The organism is Zunongwangia endophytica (assembly GCF_030409505.1).
GTDB lineage: Bacteria > Bacteroidota > Bacteroidia > Flavobacteriales > Flavobacteriaceae > Zunongwangia > Zunongwangia endophytica.
Genome location: NZ_JAUFPZ010000002.1, coordinates 1,403,880 through 1,427,195 on the forward strand (window position 1 = coordinate 1,403,880; position 23,316 = coordinate 1,427,195).

The 23,316-nt window shown below is 34.6% G+C and carries 20 protein-coding genes; all 20 read right to left on the reverse strand.

Annotated features, from left to right (window positions below):
* Positions 1-94: 94 nt before the first annotated feature.
* Positions 95-826 (reverse strand): 1-(5-phosphoribosyl)-5-[(5-phosphoribosylamino)methylideneamino]imidazole-4-carboxamide isomerase, encoded by a 732-nt coding sequence (gene hisA, locus QWY91_RS06250; protein ID WP_290232689.1) that lies wholly within the window; start codon positions 824-826, stop codon positions 95-97.
* A gap of 150 nt (positions 827-976) precedes the next feature.
* Positions 977-1,564, reverse strand: a complete 588-nt coding sequence (hisH, locus tag QWY91_RS06255; RefSeq protein WP_290232690.1) for an imidazole glycerol phosphate synthase subunit HisH — start codon at positions 1,562-1,564, stop codon at positions 977-979.
* Positions 1,565-1,638: 74 nt separating this feature from the next.
* The gene (gene hisB, locus QWY91_RS06260) at positions 1,639-2,778 is read right to left on the reverse strand and encodes a bifunctional histidinol-phosphatase/imidazoleglycerol-phosphate dehydratase HisB (protein WP_290232693.1); all 1,140 of its coding nucleotides are present in this window, start codon (positions 2,776-2,778) and stop codon (positions 1,639-1,641) included.
* Positions 2,779-2,783: 5 nt separating this feature from the next.
* On the reverse strand, positions 2,784-3,833 hold the full coding sequence (hisC, locus tag QWY91_RS06265; RefSeq protein ID WP_290232696.1) for a histidinol-phosphate transaminase: 1,050 nt from the start codon (positions 3,831-3,833) through the stop codon (positions 2,784-2,786).
* 232 nt (positions 3,834-4,065) lie between these two features.
* Positions 4,066-4,344 (reverse strand): GIY-YIG nuclease family protein, encoded by a 279-nt coding sequence (locus QWY91_RS06270; protein WP_290232699.1) that lies wholly within the window; start codon positions 4,342-4,344, stop codon positions 4,066-4,068.
* Between the two features lie 300 nt (positions 4,345-4,644).
* The gene (gene hisD, locus QWY91_RS06275; protein WP_290232701.1) at positions 4,645-5,928 is read right to left on the reverse strand and encodes a histidinol dehydrogenase; all 1,284 of its coding nucleotides are present in this window, start codon (positions 5,926-5,928) and stop codon (positions 4,645-4,647) included.
* A 472-nt stretch (positions 5,929-6,400) separates the two neighbouring features.
* Positions 6,401-7,264, reverse strand: coding sequence for an ATP phosphoribosyltransferase (hisG, locus tag QWY91_RS06280; protein WP_290232704.1), 864 nt, complete (start codon positions 7,262-7,264; stop codon positions 6,401-6,403).
* A gap of 235 nt (positions 7,265-7,499) precedes the next feature.
* Positions 7,500-8,315, reverse strand: a complete 816-nt coding sequence (locus QWY91_RS06285; protein WP_290232707.1) for a prohibitin family protein — start codon at positions 8,313-8,315, stop codon at positions 7,500-7,502.
* A gap of 10 nt (positions 8,316-8,325) precedes the next feature.
* On the reverse strand, positions 8,326-10,359 hold the full coding sequence (locus QWY91_RS06290; RefSeq protein WP_290232709.1) for a VWA domain-containing protein: 2,034 nt from the start codon (positions 10,357-10,359) through the stop codon (positions 8,326-8,328).
* A gap of 88 nt (positions 10,360-10,447) precedes the next feature.
* Complete coding sequence (gene fabG, locus QWY91_RS06295) at positions 10,448-11,194, reverse strand: 3-oxoacyl-[acyl-carrier-protein] reductase (protein WP_290232711.1); 747 nt, start codon at positions 11,192-11,194, stop codon at positions 10,448-10,450.
* A gap of 201 nt (positions 11,195-11,395) precedes the next feature.
* The gene (locus QWY91_RS06300) at positions 11,396-14,359 is read right to left on the reverse strand and encodes a M16 family metallopeptidase (RefSeq protein WP_290232713.1); all 2,964 of its coding nucleotides are present in this window, start codon (positions 14,357-14,359) and stop codon (positions 11,396-11,398) included.
* Between the two features lie 99 nt (positions 14,360-14,458).
* On the reverse strand, positions 14,459-15,334 hold the full coding sequence (gene sucD / locus QWY91_RS06305; protein ID WP_290232717.1) for a succinate--CoA ligase subunit alpha: 876 nt from the start codon (positions 15,332-15,334) through the stop codon (positions 14,459-14,461).
* 184 nt (positions 15,335-15,518) lie between these two features.
* A complete protein-coding gene (locus QWY91_RS06310) occupies positions 15,519-17,639 on the reverse strand; it encodes a M56 family metallopeptidase (protein ID WP_290232720.1) in 2,121 nt (706 codons plus the stop codon).
* A gap of 3 nt (positions 17,640-17,642) precedes the next feature.
* Positions 17,643-18,008 carry a BlaI/MecI/CopY family transcriptional regulator gene (locus QWY91_RS06315; protein WP_290232723.1) on the reverse strand — a complete coding sequence of 122 codons (366 nt, stop codon included), beginning with the start codon at positions 18,006-18,008 and terminating at the stop codon, positions 17,643-17,645.
* A gap of 110 nt (positions 18,009-18,118) precedes the next feature.
* A complete protein-coding gene (locus QWY91_RS06320) occupies positions 18,119-18,490 on the reverse strand; it encodes a nuclear transport factor 2 family protein (RefSeq protein ID WP_290232725.1) in 372 nt (123 codons plus the stop codon).
* A 4-nt stretch (positions 18,491-18,494) separates the two neighbouring features.
* Entirely contained in the window at positions 18,495-19,430 is a 936-nt protein-coding gene (locus tag QWY91_RS06325) for a UDP-3-O-(3-hydroxymyristoyl)glucosamine N-acyltransferase (protein ID WP_290232727.1), read from the reverse strand.
* Between the two features lie 68 nt (positions 19,431-19,498).
* Entirely contained in the window at positions 19,499-20,065 is a 567-nt protein-coding gene (gene efp / locus QWY91_RS06330; protein ID WP_290232729.1) for an elongation factor P, read from the reverse strand.
* Between the two features lie 12 nt (positions 20,066-20,077).
* Complete coding sequence (gene lpxA / locus QWY91_RS06335) at positions 20,078-20,863, reverse strand: acyl-ACP--UDP-N-acetylglucosamine O-acyltransferase (protein WP_290232731.1); 786 nt, start codon at positions 20,861-20,863, stop codon at positions 20,078-20,080.
* 3 nt (positions 20,864-20,866) lie between these two features.
* Positions 20,867-22,270, reverse strand: coding sequence for a bifunctional UDP-3-O-[3-hydroxymyristoyl] N-acetylglucosamine deacetylase/3-hydroxyacyl-ACP dehydratase (locus QWY91_RS06340; RefSeq protein ID WP_290232733.1), 1,404 nt, complete (start codon positions 22,268-22,270; stop codon positions 20,867-20,869).
* Entirely contained in the window at positions 22,270-23,292 is a 1,023-nt protein-coding gene (gene lpxD, locus QWY91_RS06345) for a UDP-3-O-(3-hydroxymyristoyl)glucosamine N-acyltransferase (RefSeq protein WP_290232735.1), read from the reverse strand. The genes QWY91_RS06340 and lpxD overlap by 1 nt, the downstream gene beginning before the upstream one ends.
* Positions 23,293-23,316: the final 24 nt, after the last annotated feature.

Below are 23,316 nucleotides of genomic sequence, written 5' to 3' on the forward strand. Positions count from 1 at the left end.
AATAAATACGAATTTCTTCAAAATATCATATCATCAAATCGACACATTTTCAAATTTTTCTAACTTATAATAGCGCAACGATCCAAAATCTAATCTACCGTCCGTCATTTAAAATATAAGTCTCTAATTGTTTTAGTTGAATTCGGCCTTCGTAAATGGCTTTTCCTATTATTGTTCCTTCGCATCCTAGTTCGGCTAATTCTAATAATTCATCGAACTTAGAAATTCCTCCGGAAGCGATTAATTTCAAGTCTGGATTTTCTTCTAAAATTCGTTCATACAATTCGAAAGCTGGACCTTGTAACATTCCATCTTTTGAAATATCGGTACAGATTACATAAGAAACGCCGTTTTTATGATATTCTTTAATAAAAGGAAGTAATTCTAGATCAGATTCTTCCTGCCAGCCGCTTACCGCTACTTTTTCGTTATTAGCATCTGCTCCTAAAATAATTTTTGTTGAGCCAAATTTCTGAAGCCAGCTATTAAAAATCTCAGGATCTTTTACAGCGATACTTCCGCCTGTAATTTGCTTTGCGCCACATTCAAAAGCAATTTCTAAATCCTTATCAGTTTTTAGTCCGCCACCAAAATCAACACTAAGATTGGTTTTACTGGCAATAGCTTCTAATATTTTATGGTTTACAATATGTTTAGATTTTGCACCATCGAGATCTACTAAATGCAGGTGCTGAATCCCATGATCTTCGAAGGATTTTGCAACCTCAAGCGGATTCTCATTATATATTTTTTTGGTGTTATAATCACCTTTAGAAAGTCGTACACACTTTCCGTCAATAATATCTATAGCTGGGATTAAACGCATTTTCTTAGTTTCTGTTTTTTAGCTGTCAGCTTTTAGTAATCAGCGTTTAGCTTTTAATTCAAAATTCAGCATTCAGAATTTTGAATCATTACTCACTTATCTTTTATCTCTATTCTAACTTCTAAAGCGAAGCGATCTATTTTCTATATACTAACTCTCTAATTTTAAAAAGTTTTCCAAAATTCGCTCTCCGGCTTTACTGCTTTTTTCCGGATGAAATTGAACGCCGTAAAAATTATTCTTCTTTATAGCTGATGTATATTCGACTCCATATTCCGTAGAACAAATTGTTTCTTCGCATTCTTTCACATAAAAACTGTGCACTAAATACACATATTCTTTTTCCTGAATACCTTTAAATAATTCAGATTTCAGATCGTAGATCTGATTCCAGCCAATTTGCGGTACTTTAACTGAAGTATTAAATTTAACCACTTTAGCATCGAAAATCGATAATCCAGTCGTATCTCCTTCTTCGCAGTACTCGCACATTAACTGCATTCCCAGACAAATTCCTAGGACCGGTTGAGTAAGTTGCGGAATCACTTTATCAAGTCCGGTAGACTTCAGCATTTTCATAGCGCTACTCGCCTCGCCTACTCCAGGGAAAATCACCTTATCTGCGGCTTTAATTTCTTCAGCCTTATCGGTTAAAACAGCATCAAATCCCAAACGTTTCACTGCAAACTTGATACTTTGAATATTGCCTGCGCCGTAATCTATAATCGCTATTTTCATGTCTATAGTCGTTAGTAATTAGAATTAACTATTGAGCTTTGCATACTGATTACTCAATACATTGCTTAATTCTTCTAAAGCATTCCTTTGGTTGAAGGAAGGATCATTTTTTCGGTATCTCTTTTTACGGCCATTTTAATCGCTTTTGCAAAAGCTTTAAAGATAGCTTCTATTTTGTGATGCTCATTAGTTCCCTCTGCTTTTACATTTAGGTTTGCTTTTGCTCCATCGGTAAAAGATTTAAAGAAATGATAAAACATTTCCGTTGGCATTTTACCAACCATTTCTCGTTTAAAATCGGCTTCCCAAACTAACCAGTTTCTTCCACCAAAATCGATAGCTACCTGAGCTAAACAATCGTCCATGGGCAAACAAAATCCGTATCGTTCGATACCTAATTTATTACCCAGTGCTTTTGCATAAACTTCTCCTAAAGCAATCGCGGTATCTTCAATGGTGTGATGTTCATCGACCTCTAAATCGCCATTTACTTTAACTTCTAGATCCATTTGGCCGTGGCGTGCAATTTGATCGAGCATATGATCAAAAAATGCAATTCCGGTAGCTATTTCAGATTTTCCGGTTCCATCTAGATTCAGCTTAATTTTAATATCAGTTTCGTTAGTTTTTCTCGCAATTTCAGCCGTACGATCTTTCAGTTTTAAAAATTCGTAAATAGCTTTCCAACTAGACGTTTTTAATGCAATCGTATCATCAAGTTTAGAAACATCGTTTTTCAATTCATCTGTTGCTAAATCTTCATGCGTATCTATAAAAATTCCTTTTCCGCCGAAATTATTAGCAAATTCAATATCCGTCATCCGATCGCCAATCATCATGGAGTTTGCCATATCGTAAGCTTCGGAATTCAAATATTTTCTTTCTAACAAACCAGTGTTCGGTTTTCTGGTAGCCTGATTATCTTTAGCAAACGTACGATCGATTAAAATATCACTGAATTTCACACCCTCATTTTCGAAAGTCTTCACCACAAAATTCTGAATTGGCCAAAATTGCTCTTCGGGATAAACCTCGGTCCCCAAACCATCTTGATTTGTAACCATTACCAATTCGTAATCTAACTCTTTCGCGATTTTGGATAAATAAAATAAAGCTTCCGGATAAAACTCCAATTTCTCTAATTTATCTACCTGATAATCTTCAGGTTCTAGAATAATCGTACCATCACGGTCTATAAATAATACTTTTTGCATTTTGGTTAGTTTAAACTCTTTAAAGCAGCTATTAATTTTTGATTTTCCTCTGTGGTTCCTACGGTTAAACGCAGGGTATTTTCACAAAGTGGTTGTGTAGTTCTATTTCTAATTACAATTCCCTTTTCGATAAGCTGGTGGTATCTTGAAGTTGCATCGTCTACCTTCACTAAGACAAAATTAGCGTCTGTAGGGTATATTTTTTCTACAAATGTTACTTCTTGCAATACCTCTACGAGTTCTTTACGACCTTTTAAAATATCGGCGACTTCACTGCTTACAACATCTACATCTAAAATACGATTTAAAGCACGTTGTTGTGTTAATTCGTTTACATTATAAGGTGGCTTAATTTTCTTTAAAATCTCGATAATCTCTTCTGAAGCCCAGCAGATTCCCAAGCGGATTCCGGCCATTCCATAAGCTTTAGAAAGTGTTTGTGTAATGACCAAATTGGGATATTGCTGAAGCCGACTTAACCAACTTTCTTTTCCTGAAAAATCGATATAAGCCTCGTCGATAATGACTAATCCTTTGAATTTTTGAAGTAATTCTATTACTTTTTCTTCGGAAAAGGTATTACCCGTTGGATTATTAGGTGAACAAAGAAATAAAAGCTTCGAATTTTCATCTATTTTCGATAAAATCTCTGAAATGTTTGGTTCGAAATCCTGAGAAAGTAACACCTCTCTATTTTCGATATTATTGATTTCAGCAAGTACTTTATACATTCCGTAAGTTGGCGGAAGTGAGATTACATTATCTTTTCCCGGTTCACAAAACGCCCTAAATAATAAATCTAAAACCTCGTCGCTCCCATTACCCAACAAAATTTGTTCTGGCTGAACTTCTTTGATTTTTGCCAGTTCGTCTTTCAGATTTCGTTGATGTGGATCGGGATAACGATTTACATCGGTTTGATAAGGATTTTCATTCGCATCCAGAAAAACCATCTCGGTTCCCGTAGCTTTATATTCATCGCGAGCCGAAGAATAAGGCTTTAATTTCTTTACGTTTTCGCGAACAAGGTCTTGTATGTTTATTTTAGTGGGCATTTATGTTTAGCTTTTGCGATTAGCTGTTGGTTTTATTTTTTGAATCTTCTTTTCATCGTCCAAAACTTAATCAAATCTGATCGTCATACTCACTCTAGATGAGATACTGAATTAAGTTCAGCATTACTAGAACCTTTTTTCGTCATCCCGGACTTGATCCGGGATCTCATCGTCTTTTTCTCACTCAAATGAGATGCTGAAACGGTTTCAGCATGTCGTCTCGTTTTCAAAATTAATAGTCTAATGTTTCAATTTTTGGATTTAAACCTTTAATAAGCTCTAATTTCCATTCCTTCTTCCAATTCTTAATTTGTTTTTCTCTAGCAATTGCCTGTTCAATTTCCGAAAATTCTTCAAAATAGATTAAATCTTTTATTTGATATTTAGAAGTAAAATTACTTCCATTTCCGCTGTGATGTTCTGCTATTCTTTTCTTCAAATCATTTGTAACACCCGTGTAGAAAACAGTACGATATCTATTTGTCAGAATGTATACAAATGAACTTTTCATTTTAATTTAAATTTCGCTCTATAATATCTTCAATTCACCCTTAAAAGCTGAGTGAGATGCTGAATCAAGTTCAGCATGACGCAACCTATTTTTTAATTCCGGACTTGAATCAATCTTATTAAAAGTTCAGTATAACAAACGATCTTCGTCATCCCGGACTTGATGCGGGATCTCATTCTCATTTTCATAATCTCAGATAAATTCAACATTTAGAATCAAAAATAATTCTTCTTGTATCTTATTTCTTTAGTCTTTAATCTCTCTTCTCAAAACGTATCGCTCTAAAAACTCATCATTGCATTAATCAAGATCTTTCAAACGTAGCGTAACCGCATTTTTATGAGCTTGTAATCCTTCAGCTTCGGCCATTAACTCGATAGCGGGACCAATACCTTTTATTCCTTCTTCTGAAATTTGCTGAAACGTCATACTTTTCATAAAACTATCCAGATTTACGCCACTATATTGTTTTGCATATCCGTTTGTTGGTAAGGTATGATTAGTTCCTGAAGCATAATCTCCGGCACTTTCAGGAGTATAATTTCCAATAAAAACAGATCCTGCATTTAAGATTCCATCTATATAAAAATTGTTATTTCCTGTTGAAATTATAAAATGTTCAGGACCATATTCATTTATTAATTCGAGTGCAATTTCATCATTTTCAACCTGAATTAATTTTGAATTTTCTATCGCCTTTGCTGCAATAGCTTTTCTTGGTAATTTTTCAAGTTGAATTTCCACTTCATTTTCTACTTCATCTAAAAGTGCTTTTGAAGTTGAAACCAAAATTACCTGACTATCGGTGCCATGTTCAGCCTGACTTAACAGATCTGAAGCCACATAAGCTGGATTTGCCGAATCGTCTGCGACAACTAACAATTCTGATGGACCTGCCGGCATATCGATCGAAACATTATGCCGAGTTGCTAACTGCTTAGCAACGGTTACAAACTGATTTCCGGGACCAAATATTTTATATACTTTAGGAATCGTTTCTGTTCCAAAAGTTAAGGCTGCTATCGCTTGGATTCCGCCAATCTTATTGATTTTTGTTACTCCGCATAAATTAGCAGTGTATAAAATCGCGGGATGTACTTTTCCTTCTTTATTAGGAGGCGTACAGAGCACAATTTCTTTACACCCTGCAATTGCTGCCGGTACCGCCAACATCAATATTGTTGAAAATAATGGCGCACTTCCACCGGGAATATATAATCCGACTTTTTGAATCGGTCTTTTTTCCTGCCAGCATTTCACACCACTTGTAGTTTCAACCTCAATCTTTTCGGTTTTTTGAGCGGTATGAAATTTTTCAATATTTTTTTTCGCCAATAGAATAGCCGACTTCAATTCTTCTGAAATCTCAGATTCAGCAGTTGCAATTTCTTCTGAAGTTGCTAAGGTGTTTTCCAGTTTAATACCATCAAACATATCTGTGTATTTAGCCACCGCTGCATCTCCTTTGGCTTTTACTTCAGCAAATATTTGATTTACCGTATCTTCAATATCATCTACCGTTTTGGTTGGTCGCTTTAAAACCACTTCCCATTCCGATTTTGAAGGTTTATATATTTTGTTCATTTTTTTTCAGTTTACAGTTAACTGTTTACGGTTTACGATTTTTAACTTTTAGCTTTAAATTCATGATATTATTACTTGCGTAGTGAAACGAAGTCGAGAAATCTAATCATAAATAATTCTTTGTTTCAAATTTAAAATCTACTATTATGTTTCAATATCTGACTCTTTCTTTTTTCCATTGCCGAAAAAAGAAACAAAAAAGTCTAGGCTTACGAAACTTGATCTAAATTCTTCATTCCGAAGCTAAATTTTAGGAACTCGCTACGCTCAAACAGCCTAAAATTTCAACGCTTACTTCACTTCGAATTTAACGATCAACTTTCGATAGGCCAGTTTTCAAATTTCAAATAACAATTATCAACTATTAATGTTCAGTTTTTAATTCAATATTTAGCATGCAAAGTAAATCCTGATTCTTATTTCTCTAGTCTATATTCTAAGCTCTAAAAGCGAAGCGATCTAACATCTAAATTTACAACACCATTTTCTCAATCGGCACCACAAGTAATCCTTCGGCACCTAATTGCTTTAACTCGTCGATTACTTCCCAAAAACGTTCTTCGTTTATTACGGTGTGAATTGAACTCCATCCTTTTTCAGCTAAAGGTAAAACCGTTGGAGAGCGCATTCCTGGTAATAAATTGATGATCTCATCTAACTTATCATTCGGCGCATTTAGCAATATATATTTTGAAGTTCGTGCATTTAAAACCGACTTCAATCGAAACTGTAATTTATCTAATATTGCCTGGCGAGCCTCAGAAATGTTTGGAGAAATGGCTAATATCGCTTCACTTTTCAACATTACTTCAGCTTCTTTCAAATTGTTTTTGAAAAGCGTACTTCCGCTGGAAACAATATCACAAATAGCATCGGCTAAACCAATATTAGGAGCGATTTCTACCGAACCATTGATTATATGTAAATCTGCTGAAATTCCTTTTTCAGCTAAATAGTCTTTAACCGTATTTGGATAACTGGTCGCAATTTTTTTACCCTCTAAATCCTGAATCCCATTATATTTTACTGATTTTGGAACAGCTAAAGAAACACGGCATTTAGAAAAGCCTAGTTTTTCTCCTCGAATAATATCTTTACCTTTCTCAATAAGTACATTTTCACCCAAAATAGCGACATCTACCACACCGTCTCGAAGATATTGAGGGATATCACCATTTCTTAAATAAAGTACTTCTACAGGGAAATTTCGAGCAGAAGCTTTTAATTGTTCCTTCCCATTATCAATAGAAATTCCGGCATCTTTTAAGATCTTAAGAGAATCTTCGTTTAGTCGGCCAGATTTTTGAATCGCAATTCTTAATTTTTCTTCTTTCATCAGAAAAAGTATTTATTTTTTACTTTCAGTTTTTAATTTTGGGCAAAAAAAAACCCGTTTGAATAGCTCAAACGGGTTTCTAAATATGCTTAACATTACCACATATCAAATTTACCTCGCGTGAGCGCAGTAGTAAAAATGATGATGATGTAATTGTATTGTTCTCATTGTTAAAGCAAATCTAAGTATTAATTTTAAAATTCAAAATCAAAAATTAAACTTTTTGAGATTTATTTTAATTATTTCCTAATATTAGCGGTAATCCATTTTCTCCAGATCCAATAATCACAGTTTTTGCATTACCTGATTTTGAAAGTTCTAACGTTGCCTGGATACCTTTTTCCTGTAAAATCTTATCGGTTAAAGATTCACTTAAAATGCGGTTTGCACGTGCTTTACCTTCAGCATCGATTCGTTGACGCTCTGCTTCCTGCTCAGCTTTAGTTAATCGATACTCATATTCTAAAGATTCTTGCTCTTGTCTTAATTTACGCTCGATAGCATCTTTAATTGTTGATGGTAAAGCTACATCACGTACTAAAACTTCATTTACCTGAACATACTGTTCTCTTAGTAATATCTGAGTTTCTTCTAAAATTTCTTCCTGAATAGCTTCTCGCTTACTAGAATATAGTTGCTCTGGATTATAACGACCAACAACCGCTCTGGTAGCAGATCGTAATGCAGGTTTTAATAAACGCTCGATATAAGCTTCACTCTTTTCCTGATGCAATTTCCCTAAATCATTATAAGCTGGCTGAAACCATACGGAAGCATCCAGTTTAATCTCCAAACCATTTGAAGAGAGTACTGTCATTTTCTCATCTAGCGATTGCTGTCTTACTTCATACACAAAAACTCTATTCCATGGGGCAACCAAATGAAAACCTTCATTTAAAGGAGGTCCATCGGTAACGACACCATTTCCAAAAGTTTTGTAAAGCACTCCTGCTTCACCAGAACCTATGGTTACAGTAGATTTTGAGACAAAAATTATTAAAATTACCAGTCCGATAAAAATAGGGATGGCAAGCTTGGGTAATCTATTCATAAATATATAATTAAATTAGACCTTTATATTTTCGGTAAAACCATTCGGCTGCTAGAATTGCAACTATAATAAAGAGTAAATAATACCAGTCTATCAAAGGTCGGCTTTTTTTATTCGCTTTCCTAATTATAGAAAATCGAGTATCATTTAAAAGTTCGCGTTTTAGCTCGTCTAAATTTTCTTTAAAATAAACGCGAGTATTATTTCTTGAAGCCAGATTTTCTAATTTGGACAAATTCGCTGAAGAAAATTGCTGTTCTACATTGAATGCTATTATTGAAAATTCTCCTGATTTATTTAAGCCTGAATTTTTCTCGGTAACGGTAAAATGATAATCTCCCGGTTGAAGGTTATTAAAGCTCACCTGATAAAAATTTTCTTGCAACAAAAACCTCGAATCAAAACTCAAATCTAGGCTATCGTTTTCGACTAAGATTTGAAGATTTGCATTCGGATCAAATTGATAATTTTCGTCGAAAAATTGAGCGTCAAATTTTACAATTTCATTAGAATAATAGAAAGATTCATAATCGATATTTAACCGCTCTTTTTTATTTTTTGATGCTAAGTTTTGAACTATCGCTCCAATAAAATTATCGAATTTCTCGAAGCTTTGATTTTCTACATAAACCTTATTTCTCCATCGCCAGATATTTTCACCAAACAAAAAACCTGAACGTATTCCGTTGTTTTTCCTCGTAATCAATAATGGCTGATTGGTCTCCACACTTTCTATTTTTTGATAGAGTATATTACTGAAATCATCCGTAATTTTTATGTCGCCAAACTTGTCTTGTAATGGTGATAGATTTGAAAATCCAATATCTTCAAACTGAAATTGGTTAAAATTTGAATTCATTATTGGATAAAAATCTTGTACATCTTCTGTTACAGATTTATCTAAATTTGGAAAACTATTATTTACTATATTCCAATTTGTTTTAGTTCCAGTAACTAATAAATAAGGAAGATTATTACCTTCAATCAACTTAAGATAATTATTAAAGTTATCATTTGGTTGATAAATTATAACTAACTGATATTCATTTAATTCTATATTATTTTCGCTAGCGTATTTTATACTAGAAATTCGCTGTTTATTTTGTTCTATAGCCTTTTTTAATGCTCCTAAATCTGGATGAGAAATACTGCTGAGAATTAACACCGAAGTACGCTCATCAATCACTTCAACTGCAAAACTATTTTGATTATTTACCGTATTCTTTTCTTTATCTAGCGGAAGAATTTCTGCGGAATAAGCTTGCGTTCCTAATTTTGAAGCCGGCAAGTTTACCTCTAATTTCAAAGACTTTTTTTCAGCTGAAAAATCTACATTTTCAGAAGAAACCGTTTTCCCTTCAGTTGTAATTTGAAACCTTGAAGCGACACTTTTCGAACCTGAATAATTTAAGAATATTTCAACCGGAAATTTATTTTCTAGAAATGCATAGCGGTTTACATTCAGTTTTGAAATGCTTAGATCGGGAAATTTTGTTGTATCCCCCACTACTATCGGAAAGATTTTTTGATTTGAAGAAGCATCAAAATATTGAAAATCTCGCCCTAAAGTTTGATTACCATCGGTAACTAAAATGGTCGCCGTTTGCTTGTTTTTATAGATCGATTTTAGACTATTTAAAGCCTTAAAAATATCAGTTTGTTTTTCGCTAAAATTAGCCGAATCTGAGCTTAAAATGTTGTTTCCAAAATAGATATTTTGAACATCAAATTGTTGATTTATTTCGTCATCTTCAGTTAAAAATGAGGTGATTTCAGCAATATTTTTTTCCTGATTTAGATGGGAAATAGATTCAGAATTATCCAAAGCCAATACCAAATTTGGCTTTTCTCTTTCTATTTTTGTAGTGGTTATTTTAGGATCAATCAGTAATAGAAGTAATGCAAAAACTCCTAAAGCGCGTAAAATAAAAAGTATTAAACGCTCTTTACCGCTACGTTTAGACTTTACAAAATATTGAAAATAAGAAAACCCCAGCGCGAATATCACAGCCAGGGTTATATATATAATGTTTAGTAAAGTCATTAATTGATTTTGGGTTGTAATTTAAGAGAATATTAAGCTTCTACCAACCTAAAATCAAAAAACAAAATCAATAATTTTAATTAGGAAATTAGGTTAGCATACCGCCATCTACATTAATTACCTGTCCGGTAATATAAGCACTAAGGTCACTACCTAAGAAAACACAAGCATTTGCTATATCCTCTGGAGATCCACCACGTTTCAATGGAATATTATCTCTCCATCCCTGTACTACTTTCTCATCTAATTTCTCTGTCATTTCAGTTTCGATAAAGCCAGGAGCGATCACATTCGTACGAATATTACGAGAACCAAGCTCTAGTGCCATTGACTTACTAAAACCAATAATACCAGCTTTAGAAGCCGCATAATTGGCCTGACCTGCATTTCCTTTAACTCCAACTACAGAACTCATATTAATGATACTTCCCTTGCGTTGCTTAAGCATGGTTCGTTGCACGGCTTTAGTCATGTTGAAAATTGACTTAAGGTTTACTTCGATCACACGATCAAAATCTTCCTCACTCATACGCATAAGCAGGTTATCTTTGGTAATCCCTGCATTATTTACCAGAATATCGATAGCGCCAAAATCTTCAGCTACGTTTTTAATTAACTCTTGAGCCTGATCAAAATCTGCCGCATTAGATTTATAACCTTTTGCTTTTACACCAGCTTCAGATAGTTCCTTTTCTAGTTCTTTTGCTGCTTCTTCAGAAGAATTATATGTGAATGCTACATTCGCACCCTGCTCTGCAAATACTTTTGCTATACCGCTACCGATACCGCGGCTTCCACCGGTTACGATAGCATTTTTACCTTCTAGTAATTTCATATGTATTATAGTAAGTTAGATTTATCTGCTCCAAAGATAAGAATATGCATTGTTTAGGTACAAAAAAACCTCCTTTTTCAAGGAGGTTTTCAATTTTTCTCAATAGTGCATATTGAATTTTCCAAAGCCTGGCTCGAAACTAAATAATAATTTCGCCGGTACTTTAAGGACTTTACCTAAGGTACTTCTCTTCGAATTGGATTACAATTTCAGCTCTTTACTTTCCTTCTTTTCGTAATTAAAAAGATAATCGATATCCAGTTCTTTCACTTCACCCAGTTTGTTAAGTGCCTGCATATCTACATCTTTTTTATTCCCAATTACCAAGACATTATAATCCTGATCTTTGATGTTGCTATCAAAAAATGTTTGCAAATCTTTAAAGCTCATCTCTTTAATAGCGTCGTACATCTCTTGTCTGGTGTCGTGATCTAAACCGCGGTCTTTTAATCGCTCGTAGCTCCAGAAAATATTTGTTTTTGTAATTCGATCTGCAGCTATTTTCTTCAACGTAGCTTCTTTAGCAGCTTCGAATTGCTCTTTCGCTTCAGGCATATTGGTCATTAAATCCATCATCGCATCTACTGCTTGTGGCATTTTATTGGCCTGCGTACCAATATAAGCCATGGTGTAGTTTGGTTTATCAACTTCAGAGGCCATTTGGTAACTAGAGTATGCTGAATACGCTAAAGATTTTGATTCTCTAATTTCCTGAAACACAATAGAGGATAATCCACTCCCAAAATAAGTATTGAATAATTGGGTTGCCGCCATCTTTTCAGCATCAAAATTATCTCCTTTTGCAAGGAAAACCATCTCGCTTTGTACCATATCGTAATCTACAAAGTATACATTACCACCAGTATCCTGTTCTTTATAAATTTTTGCTTCAGGATAATCCTTAAGTTCAGACGGTACGCTATGCTTTTCGCTTACAGCTGCCACTGCAGCTTCAGGATCTTTTCCGTAGTAAAGAATTCGTTGTTTGTAATTACGAAGCTCCTTTACCTTTTCTACCAATTCAGCCGGATCGATAGCTTTTAATTCGGCTTCAGTATAAATATTTCGTAAACGAGAATCTTCGCCAAACTTTCCGTAGTTTAAAAGTCCGTTAAACAAAATATTGCTTTTCTGAGTTTTAGCATCTTCGCGACCTTTCATAATCGAAGCTACATACTTCTCGTAAGTTTCTTGATTTGGTTCTGCATTTCCCCACAGGTGTTCTAATAATTCTAAACCTTTTGGCATATTCTCTTTTAGACCGGTAAGTCCAACATAAATCTGATCTGATCCAGAACTTACGTAAGAACTTATCCCTAGTTTATAGAATTCCTGTTTTAATTCTTCTGGTGTATATTTATCGGTTCCTAAATAATCAAGATATCCGGTAGCTAAAGAAATTTCTTTATCATTATCCTGCCCCATATCAAAAATAAAGTACAGATTAAATAGATCGTTGGTCTCGTTTACAATGTAAGAAACGGGCAATCCATTCTCGGTTTCAGATTTTTTGATCGCTTTTTCGTAATCTACATATTGTGGAGTCAAAGCAGGAGCTTCTGTTTTATTAAATTCAGTAATAAAAGCAGATCGCTTATCACGATTTAACTGTACAGGTGTAATCCCAGGATTCTCTACTTTGGCAATATTAGGATCTTCTCCTACTCTCTTGTAAACTGCAACGTAGTTGTCTTTATAATGTTCATTTGCGAAGTTTACAAGTTCTTCTTTAGTGATGGATTTTAAATCTTCATTAAAATCTACTACTTCCTGCCAATCCTGAAAATGAATAAAAGCATCCATATGTGCATAAGCTACTGAAGATGCATCCTCAAATTGGCGAATCTCAGATAACTTTAAATCATTAATTACAGCGTCAATCAACCAATCCTCAAATTCTCCCTTTTTAATTTTTTCAACTTCTGTAAGCAACAGGTCTTTCACTTCTTCTAAGGATTGATCTGCTTTTGGCATTCCGTATAACAAATGAAAGCCATAATCATTGTCAAAATTAGTATACGAAGAAGCTCTCTGTACTTTTTGCTTTTGATTGAGATCCAAATCAATTAACCCGGCTTGTGAATTGGCTAGAAGATAATCGATTAAATAAACAATCTTTTGATCTTTACTACCTACGCCATCGGTACGGAAAGCCACGTAAACAGATTCTGATGTTGGTCCAAAAACCTCTTTTTCTATTGGTTCGGTTATAGGTTGCTCTTCTGGAAAACTTGGATGAGTTACTTCTTTAGATTCGTAATCACCAAACGCATCACTTACCTTTTGAATAGTACTATCAAAATCTAAATCTCCTGAAAGAATTACAGCCATATTATTGGGCACGTAATACTTTTCATAATAATTATGAATCGCTTCCATTGAAGGATTCTTTAAATGTTCTGATTTTCCTATGGTGGTTTGCGTACCATAAGGATGCGTAGGATAAAGACCTTCTAAAACGGCAAAATACTGTTTTCTTTGATCGCTATCCTGGCCGCGATTAAACTCTTCGTAAACCGCCTCTAATTCGGTATGAAATAAACGCAGTACGAGCTCATTGAACCTTTCGCTCTCTATCGTTAGCCATTTATCCAGTTCGTTAGATGGTATTTTATTTACATAGACTGTTTGCTCATTTGAAGTGAAAGCATTTGTACCTTCAGCTCCAAGAGAACTTACCATTTTATCATATTCGTTGGCAATGGAATATTTAGAAGCTTCTTGAGAAACGGAATCAATCTGGCGATATAGCGATTTTTTCTCTTCTGGATCGGTACTAGCTTTGTGCTTTTCATACAGATCTGAAATAGAATCTAAAAGTACCTTTTCGGTTTCCCAATCCTGAGTTCCGATTTTACTGGTTCCTTTAAAAACCATATGTTCCAGATAGTGAGCGAGTCCTGTATTATCGGCAGGATCGTAAGTAGAACCCGCGCGAACCGCAATTAAGGTTTGAATTTTTGGTTCTTCTGAATTCTGACTCAGATACACCTTTAGTCCATTCTCTAAAGTGTATAAGCGTAAACCAGTAGGATCGTTTTCGAAAGTTTCATAGGAAAAACCATTGGCATCGGTTTGATTTTTCGATTTTGCATCTTCTTCTTTCTTGCAAGATGAGAAAGCAAGAAAAAGAATTGCCATAAAGGGCAGATAAAATTTCTTCATCGTTAAAATTTTGATTGATAATTATTTATAAAAATAAAAAAGTCCGTAAGCATATAACGCTTACGGACTAAAATTATTTAAAATTATCTTAAATTTTAACTATTTCCCTAGAACCTCGGCAACTGTTTTACCGATCTCAGCAGGAGAATCCACAACGTGAACTCCGTTTTCTTTTAAGATTGCTTTTTTAGCTTGTGCAGTATCTTCACTACCACCTACAATTGCACCAGCATGTCCCATAGTTCTACCAGCAGGAGCAGTTTCTCCAGCGATAAAACCAATAACTGGCTTTTTATTACCGTTTTCTTTGATCCATTTAGCAGCATCAGCTTCTAGCTGTCCACCAATTTCACCAATCATAACGATTGCTTTAGTTTCATCGTCGTTCATTAAAAGCTCTACAGCTTCTTTAGTAGTGGTTCCAATAATTGGATCTCCACCAATACCTATCGCTGTAGTAATTCCTAATCCTTGTTTTACAACTTGATCGGCAGCTTCGTAAGTTAACGTACCAGATTTAGATACAATACCAACAGTTCCTTTTTTGAATACAAAACCTGGCATAATACCAACTTTAGCTTCCCCAGGAGTAATAACTCCAGGACAGTTAGGACCAATTAAACGACAATCTTTGTCTTTAATATAATCTGAAGCCTTAACCATATCTGCAACAGGAATACCTTCTGTAATAGTAATGATTACTTTAATCCCGGCATCGGCAGCTTCCATAATGGCATCTGCAGCAAATGCTGGCGGAACGAAGATGATTGTTACATCTGCTCCTGTTTCTTTAACAGCATCTGAAACTGTATTAAACACCGGTTTATCCAAATGAGTTTGTCCTCCTTTTCCCGGAGTAACACCTCCAACTACGTTGGAACCATATTCTATCATTTGCTCTGCATGGAAAGTACCTTCGCTACCGGTAAATCCCTGCACGATTATTTTTGAATCTTTATTTACTAAAACGCTCATAAGTATTTTTTGTAATTACGTACACAAAAATATGTTTTTAAAGATAAAACATAAAGCTTTTTCAAAGAATATTGTGGGTTTTAAAGGATTATTATGAAAAAGCGATACTTGTATTAATTATCATTTTTAATGTGGAATTTTTAACTCTAGAATTTTATAAGATTTTCACAACCTTTTGATTCTCTTATTCTTTTCTAGTTGGTGGTGGCGGTGGCGGCAATAAATCAACTTTATTCTGAGCTCCTTTTTTAGATAGCAGTACATGTAACTTATAAAGATGAGAAAAGTTACTAGCTATTTTATCCTGCTTTTCTTTTTTCAATTCACGATAAGCCATTGGATAACCTTCTGGTAAAAGCAAATTCACTTTTTTTAGTTGAACATTATACTCTTTGATTAGTTCTTTAACTGATTTTTCCTGTGATGCATCATTTTCTTCAAGATTTTCTTCTACAACCTCAATAATCTCTTCATTTTTGGAAAAAGAAACATTCTCGATCACTTCAGGCTTTTTTGGTGGAGCTGGCGGATTCGGAACATCTTCCACAACCTCTATTATTTCTGGGTTTGGTGGCGTTGGTGGCGTCGGTTCATTTTCTATCACCTCGATCACTTCAGGAGATTGCGGACTTGGTGGTGATTTTGGATGATTCTCAATAACTTCAATCACTTCTGGTTCTTCAATAACCTCAATTATTTCTTCCGTATAAAATTTTAAAATTAATTGTTCCTTGACAGGAAGCTTTCCATCCTTTACTATCTGATACGATATAAAATTATTTGGAGAATATGCTTTTAATTTATCTTTGGAAACTTCTTTCCCATCAATAAAAAAATGACTGTAATCTTTTAAATTTTGATCTGATAATATAGATTTTGAAGGTGGATTTTTAGAATATTGAGTATACACGGTATTCAGATAAATTTTAGTTCCTGAAGCTTTAATCTGCTTTGAATATAGCGCTACCGTATTGAGATCGATATCTTTTAGCTTTACTTTTGAAACAGGCTGATCGTCATAGAAGAACTCGACATTCTTGCTTTTCCATTCCGAAATTTGTTCTTCCGAAGGTCGATCTGTTGTGATGAATGAGGTTCCTGATTTTCCGGTAAATTGCATTGGCGGTGGAGGTGGAGGTGGTAAATTGGAATTAAATAATGAGGAATTTCTAGCATTTTTCTTCATTAATTGGTAATAGTGAGTTTTAAGATACTCCTGCCCTACTTTCTTTTTGAAATCCTCAGGAATATTTTTGAAGTTTAAACGAATGTTGTTTTTAAGCAAATCTTCATCTGAAAATTGATCGGTAATTTTATCCAATTTTGAAGCGAAATTTTCAAGACTTACTTGCTCTCCGTTTAGTTCGATCTTTTTACCATGAATTTTCAGCGTAAAAGCTTCCAGTACTTCAGTAACTATTGGCGGTTCTTGCTGCATGGTTTCTGCAACGATAGCATTATTAAAGAAATAAATGCAACAACATAAAACTGGTACTAAAATTCCCAATTTTAGACTGACTCTTTTTTTAGAAAATGAATTTGAAATCATAACGATTCGTTTTTTGATTAATGAATGTTTAAATGAACTCGTCATTGCGGCTTGATGGGCGCCAAACGAGCTGTTGAGTAATAAATTAGAATAAGATAATGCGCTAATATTTTGTTTTAGAACGGCCTCATCGGCAAGAAACTCATGATTTAAGCGAATTGATTTTTTAATGAAGAAAAACAGCGGATTAAACCAAAAAATGACCTGTAAAATCTCCAAAATCAATAAATCTAGCGTATGTTTTTGAAGTACATGAGCTTCTTCATGCTTTAAAATTTCCTTCGGAATGTTATTCCGTTCAAAAGCATCTTTTTCAACAAAAATATATTTAAAGTAAGAATATGGAATTTGCTGAAAGGGCAGTAAAACCTTAATATTCCAAAACTCCTCTACTTTTTCGTGCTTTTGAATTACACGTCTTAAACGACTAATATTGCCTAAAAATCGTAATAGAAAAATAACCACACCGATACTATAAACCGTCCATAAAATCGCTGGAATCTGATCTTTCCATGAGCTTGGTTTTACGTTTTCTACATTGGCTATTGTTTCAGGTACTAAGATTCCCGTTTCCTGTATTGGTTGTGCTTCAACCTGATAGGTTAGAGTAATTAGCGGAATTATTACTGAAGCTACTAATGCAAATAGTAAATAAAATCGTTTAAACTTGTGATTTTTTTCGCTTTCCAAAAAGAATCTGTAAAACGTATACAAAACCAAGAGACAGCCCGAGAATTTAAGAATATAGATGATCATGGTTTACTGATTTTTAATTCTTTCGTCGATGATTTTTCGTAATTCTATTAATTCTGATTCAGATAAATCGGTTTCTTCTGTAAAGAAAGAAGCAAACTGTGCAGCCGAATTATTAAAGAAATTTTTAATGAGTCCGTTCATTTGTTTAGAGAAATAATCTTCCTTCTTCACTAATGGAAAATACTCTCTAGATCGGCCGTATTGTACAAAATCAATAAACTTCTTATCTCGCATACGCTTCAATAAAGTAGCTACTGTAGTTGTTGCCGGTTTTGGTTCGGGATATTCATCGATCAAATCTTTCATAAAAGCTTTTTTCAGCTTCCATAATATCTGCATTAATTGCTCTTCTGCATTGGAAAGTTTCATTCTTCTACTTTATTAGAATTAACTCTACAAATGTAGAATATTAATTTAATTCTACAAACATAGAGCTGATATTTAACAAAAAACCATCTGGTTTTCAGATGGTTTCCATATTAATCGTTTGGCAACTGGCTTATTTGCGAGCCTTTGTACAGTAAATTATCTTTTAAATGCCAGATCGTCATAAAATGTGCAAGTGGAAGTTCTTCTTCAGGATTTTCTATAGTTCTAACATGGTAGGTATAATAGATCACCACCTTCTGGTCTTCCTTAATTGTTTCATTGATTTCTAATCGAAGTGCCTCATAAGTAGAAGTCATTTCTGCCAAAAGCTCACGCATCCCTGTTTTGTCTAACTGGCGATACCCGGTGCTGCTATGCCAATCTAAAATCATTTCAGCATGCATTAATTCTAGCGCTTTCTCTGGATCATTCGAAAATAATTTATAAAACTGTTCCACTAATTTCTTTCCTCTTAAACTCATGCGCTTATTTTTTATTAGAATTCTTCATAAATTCAGGCAGCTTTTTAAGATAAGCCTGTTCTACTAAATACGATCGTACTTCTTGTAATGGTGTTCCCCAGTACGTTACGCCGGGTTTAGAACTTTTAGTAACGCCGGTTTGTCCCATCATAGTTCCTCCTTTTGCAATTACAATATCACTTCTTACACCAACCTGTCCCCACAGTGTCACCTGATCTTCTACAATTACACAACCAGCAATCCCAACTTGTGAAGCTATAAGACATTTTTCACCAATAACGGTGTCGTGCCCTATCTGAACCAAATTATCAATTTTTGTTCCTTTTTTTATTAAAGTTTCTCCGGTAACTCCTCTATCGATCGTGCAATTACAACCTATTTCTACATCATTTTCCAAAACTACACGACCGCTAGAAAGCAAGCGATCAAAACCTTCTGGACGAGTTTTATAATAAAAAGCATCACCACCAATCACAGTACCAGCCTGGATAATCACATTATCACCTATTATCGTATGATCGTTGATACTAACGTTAGCATCAATTCTACAATTCTTACCAATAGTAACGTTATTACCTATAAAAGCTGTTGGCTGAATATGCGTGCCCTGCCCAATTTTTGCTGAAGAAGCTATTTTTGCTGTCGCTTTCTCAAACGGTTTAAAGTATTTGGCAAGTTTATTAAAATCTCTGAAAGGATCATCTGAAATTAGTAGAGCTTTTCCCGCTGGGCATTCAACTTCTTTATTAATTAGAATAATGGTAGCCGCAGAGTTTAACGCTTTATCATAATATTTTGGATGATCTACAAAGACGATATCACCGGGAGTTACAACGTGAATCTCGTTAATTCCCTCTACCGGAAAATTTTTATCGCCCACAAATTCGCATGAAATTATGGTTGCAATTTGCTCTATGGTATGTGTTTGTGGAAACTTCATCTAATTATTAAATATAAAAAAAGGAAAGATAAATCTACCTTTCCTTTTTCAATTATTCGTTATAAAACTTATTCTTTTATTCTTTCTTTATAAGTTCCTTTTTCGGTTTCAACGCGAACCTTATCTCCTTCATTTATAAATAATGGCACATTTACCTCAGCTCCTGTTTCTAAAGTAGCAGGTTTAGTGGCATTGGTAGCTGTGTTTCCTTTTACTCCAGGTTCGGTATGGGTAACTTCTAGCACTACACTTGCCGGCATCTCTGTTGAGAGCGGTAAATTATCTTCAGAATTAATTATTACCGTAAGCACTTCCCCTTCTTTCAGCAATTGCGGCATATCTAATGCGCTTTCTAAAAGACGAATTTGGGTATAATCTTCTACATGCATAAAGTGATAAAATTCACCATCCTGGTATAAGAACTGATATTTGTGCGTTTCTACACGTACATCGTCAATTTTGTGTCCAGCAGAAAATGTATTATCAATTACCTTTCCTGTGGTAACACTTTTTAGCTTAGTTCTTACAAATGCAGGACCTTTACCGGGCTTTACATGAAGAAATTCAATGATTTTAAAGATATCATGATTATATTTTATACAAAGTCCGTTTCTAATATCACTTGTACTTGCCATTCTTATAAATGTTTAATTTGAGCTAAAGTATCCCTTCATGATACCTCGCTGTGAGTTTTTAATAAATTCTAATATTTCGTCTCGCTCTGCAGTAGCCTGCATTTCAGCTTCAATAATTGCAACAGCCTGCGAGTTGTTATAATTTCTTTGATAAAGGATTCTATAAATATCCTGAATCTCTCTAATCTTATCTGTAGTAAAACCTCTTCTTCTTAATCCTATAGAGTTAATCCCTACATACGATAATGGCTCACGACCAGCTTTTACAAAAGGAGGCACATCTTTTCTAACTAAAGATCCACCTGTTACGAAAGCGTGTCTACCAATACTACAAAACTGCTGAATGGCAGCCATACCAGCAAGCACAACATGATCGCCTACATTAATATGTCCTGCTAATGTACTATTATTTGAAAAGATACAATTATCACCAACAATACAATCGTGAGCAATGTGACAGTACGCCATTATCCAGCAATTTTTCCCAATTACTGTTTTCATTCGATCTGTTGTTCCCCTATTTATGGTAACACATTCCCTAATGGTTGTATTATCACCAATAATAGTTGTGGTATCTTCGTCGTCAAATTTTTTATCCTGCGGAATTGCAGATATTACCGCACCCGGAAAAATACTACAGTTTTTCCCAATGCGTGCGCCTTCCATAATGGTCACGTTAGAGCCTATCCAGCTTCCTTCGCCGATTACCACGTTATTATGAATCGTTGCAAATGGCTCAATCACCACATTTTTTGCGATTTTCGCTCCCGGATGCACATATGCTAATGGTTGATTCATTCCTTATTGTTTATTTTTTACAATTTGTGCCATTAGTATGGCCTCTGTTGCCAGTTTCCCATTTGCATAAGCATAAGCCTGCATTTGGCAAATTCCTCTTCTAATTGGCGCTAAAAGTTCTAATTTAAAAATTAAAGTATCTCCTGGTACTACTTGTTGCTTGAATCTTACATTATCAATTTTCATAAAATAAGTAAGATAATTTTCTGGATCTGGAACAGATTTCAGGGCTAAAATACCACCTGTCTGCGCCATAGCTTCTACCTGAAGAACGCCAGGCATTACTGGCTTTCCTGGAAAATGACCAACGAAGAAAGGCTCGTTCATGGTTACGTTTTTAACACCTACAACAGTAGAATCTGTTAATTCGTAAATTTTATCTACAAGTAGAAATGGTGAACGATGCGGAAGCGTTTCCATAATATCAGTAACATCCATAATCGGCTTAGCATTTAAGTCGACTTTTGGTACTTTATTACGCTTTTCTTCTTTGATAAATTTAGCCAGTTTTTTAGCAAATTCGGTATTTACATAATGTCCAGGTTTGGTTGCAATAACTTTACCTCGAATTCTAGTTCCAATAAGTGCTAAGTCTCCTAAAACATCCAGTAATTTGTGTCTTGCTGCTTCGTTTGGATAATGTAGCGTAAGATTATCTAGAATACCATTTGGTTTTACTGAAATTTCATCGCGATTAAATGCTACACGCAATTTCTTTAAAGTATCCTCCCCTATTTCTTTATCCACATAAACGATTGCATTATTTAAATCACCGCCTTTAATTAAGCCATGTTTCAATAATTCTTCTATTTCGTGTAGAAAGCTGAAAGTACGAGCATTAGATATATTGTCTTTAAATTCTGAAACATGTTCTATAGAAGCATTTTGCGTTCCTAAAACTTTGGTTCCAAAATCCACCATTGTGGTAACTTTGTAAGTATCTGCAGGCATTACTACGATCTCGCTACCAGTTTCCTCGTCACGATAGCAAATAACCTGATTGATAACGTACTCATCTTTATCTGCTTCCTGCTCTTTTATACCAGCTTCTTCTAAAGCTTCTACAAAATATTTAGAAGAACCATCCATAATTGGAGGTTCTGAAGTATTTAATTCAATAATAATATTATCGATTTCTAATCCTACACATGCAGCAAGCACATGCTCTGAAGTTTGAATTTTTACTCCGTTTTTCTCAAGATTAGTTCCTCTTCTAGTATCAACAACGTAGGTTACATCGGCCTCGATAGTAGGTTCTCCTTCAAGATCTACTCGTTTAAATACATAACCACTGTTTTCAGGTGCTGGTTTAAAGGTAAGTTTTACTTGTTGTCCGGTATGAAGTCCTACTCCTTCTAGAGAAACTTCATTCTGAATAGTTTGCTGCTTCAATACTTTTTCAGCCATTATTTATTTACTTTTTTATCTAACTGATGTAATAAATCAACAGTTTTAGGTAAGTTTTTAAAATGAATAAAGGATTTATTGAAATCTGAATATCCTATAGCTGGCGATCCCTGTAATACTTCATCGTCTTTTACATTTCTGCCAATACCACTTTGCGCCTGAATTTTTGCACGATCTCCTATAGTGATATGCCCAACGATACCAACCTGACCACCAATAATACAGTTTTTGCCAATCTTAGTAGAACCAGCCACACCAGTTTGCGCCGCAATCACCGTGTGCTCTCCAATTTCAACATTATGCGCTATTTGGATATGATTATCCAATTTCACCCCTTTTCTTATAATTGTAGATCCTAAGGTTGCTCTATCTATTGTAGTTCCTGCACCTATATCAACATTATCTTCAATAATAACATTTCCTATTTGTGGAACTTTAGAATACTCTCCTTTTTCGTTAGGACTAAATCCGAAACCATCGGCGCCTATTATACAGCCGCCATGCAAGGTTACATTTTCACCAATAACAGTTTCTGAATATACTTTCACTCCTGCAAATAGTGTTGAATTATCTCCAATTACAGTATTGTCACCAACATAGGCATAAGGGTAAATTTTCACATTATTCCCAATTTTCACATTATCTCCTAAATAGGTAAATGCTCCAAGATATATGTCTTCACCGTATTCTGCTGATTCAGAAATATAACTAGGTTTTTCTATACCACTCTTGCGTAATTTCACCTGATTATAATACTCTAACAACGTAGAAAACGCTTTATAGGCGTCATTCACTTTTATAAGCGTTGTACTAACAGGTTGATCTGCTTCGAAACTATCGTTTACGATTGTAACTGAAGCTTGGGTGCTATAAATGTATGATGTATATTTAGGATTACTTAAAAAAGTAAGTGATCCTTCTTTTCCTTCTTCGATCTTAGCCAATTCTGAAACCTCTGCATCGGGATTACCTTCTATCGTCCCTTCGAGAATTTCGGCTATTTGTGATGCTTTAAATTTCATTCTGGCAAAAGTAAAAAAAATGAG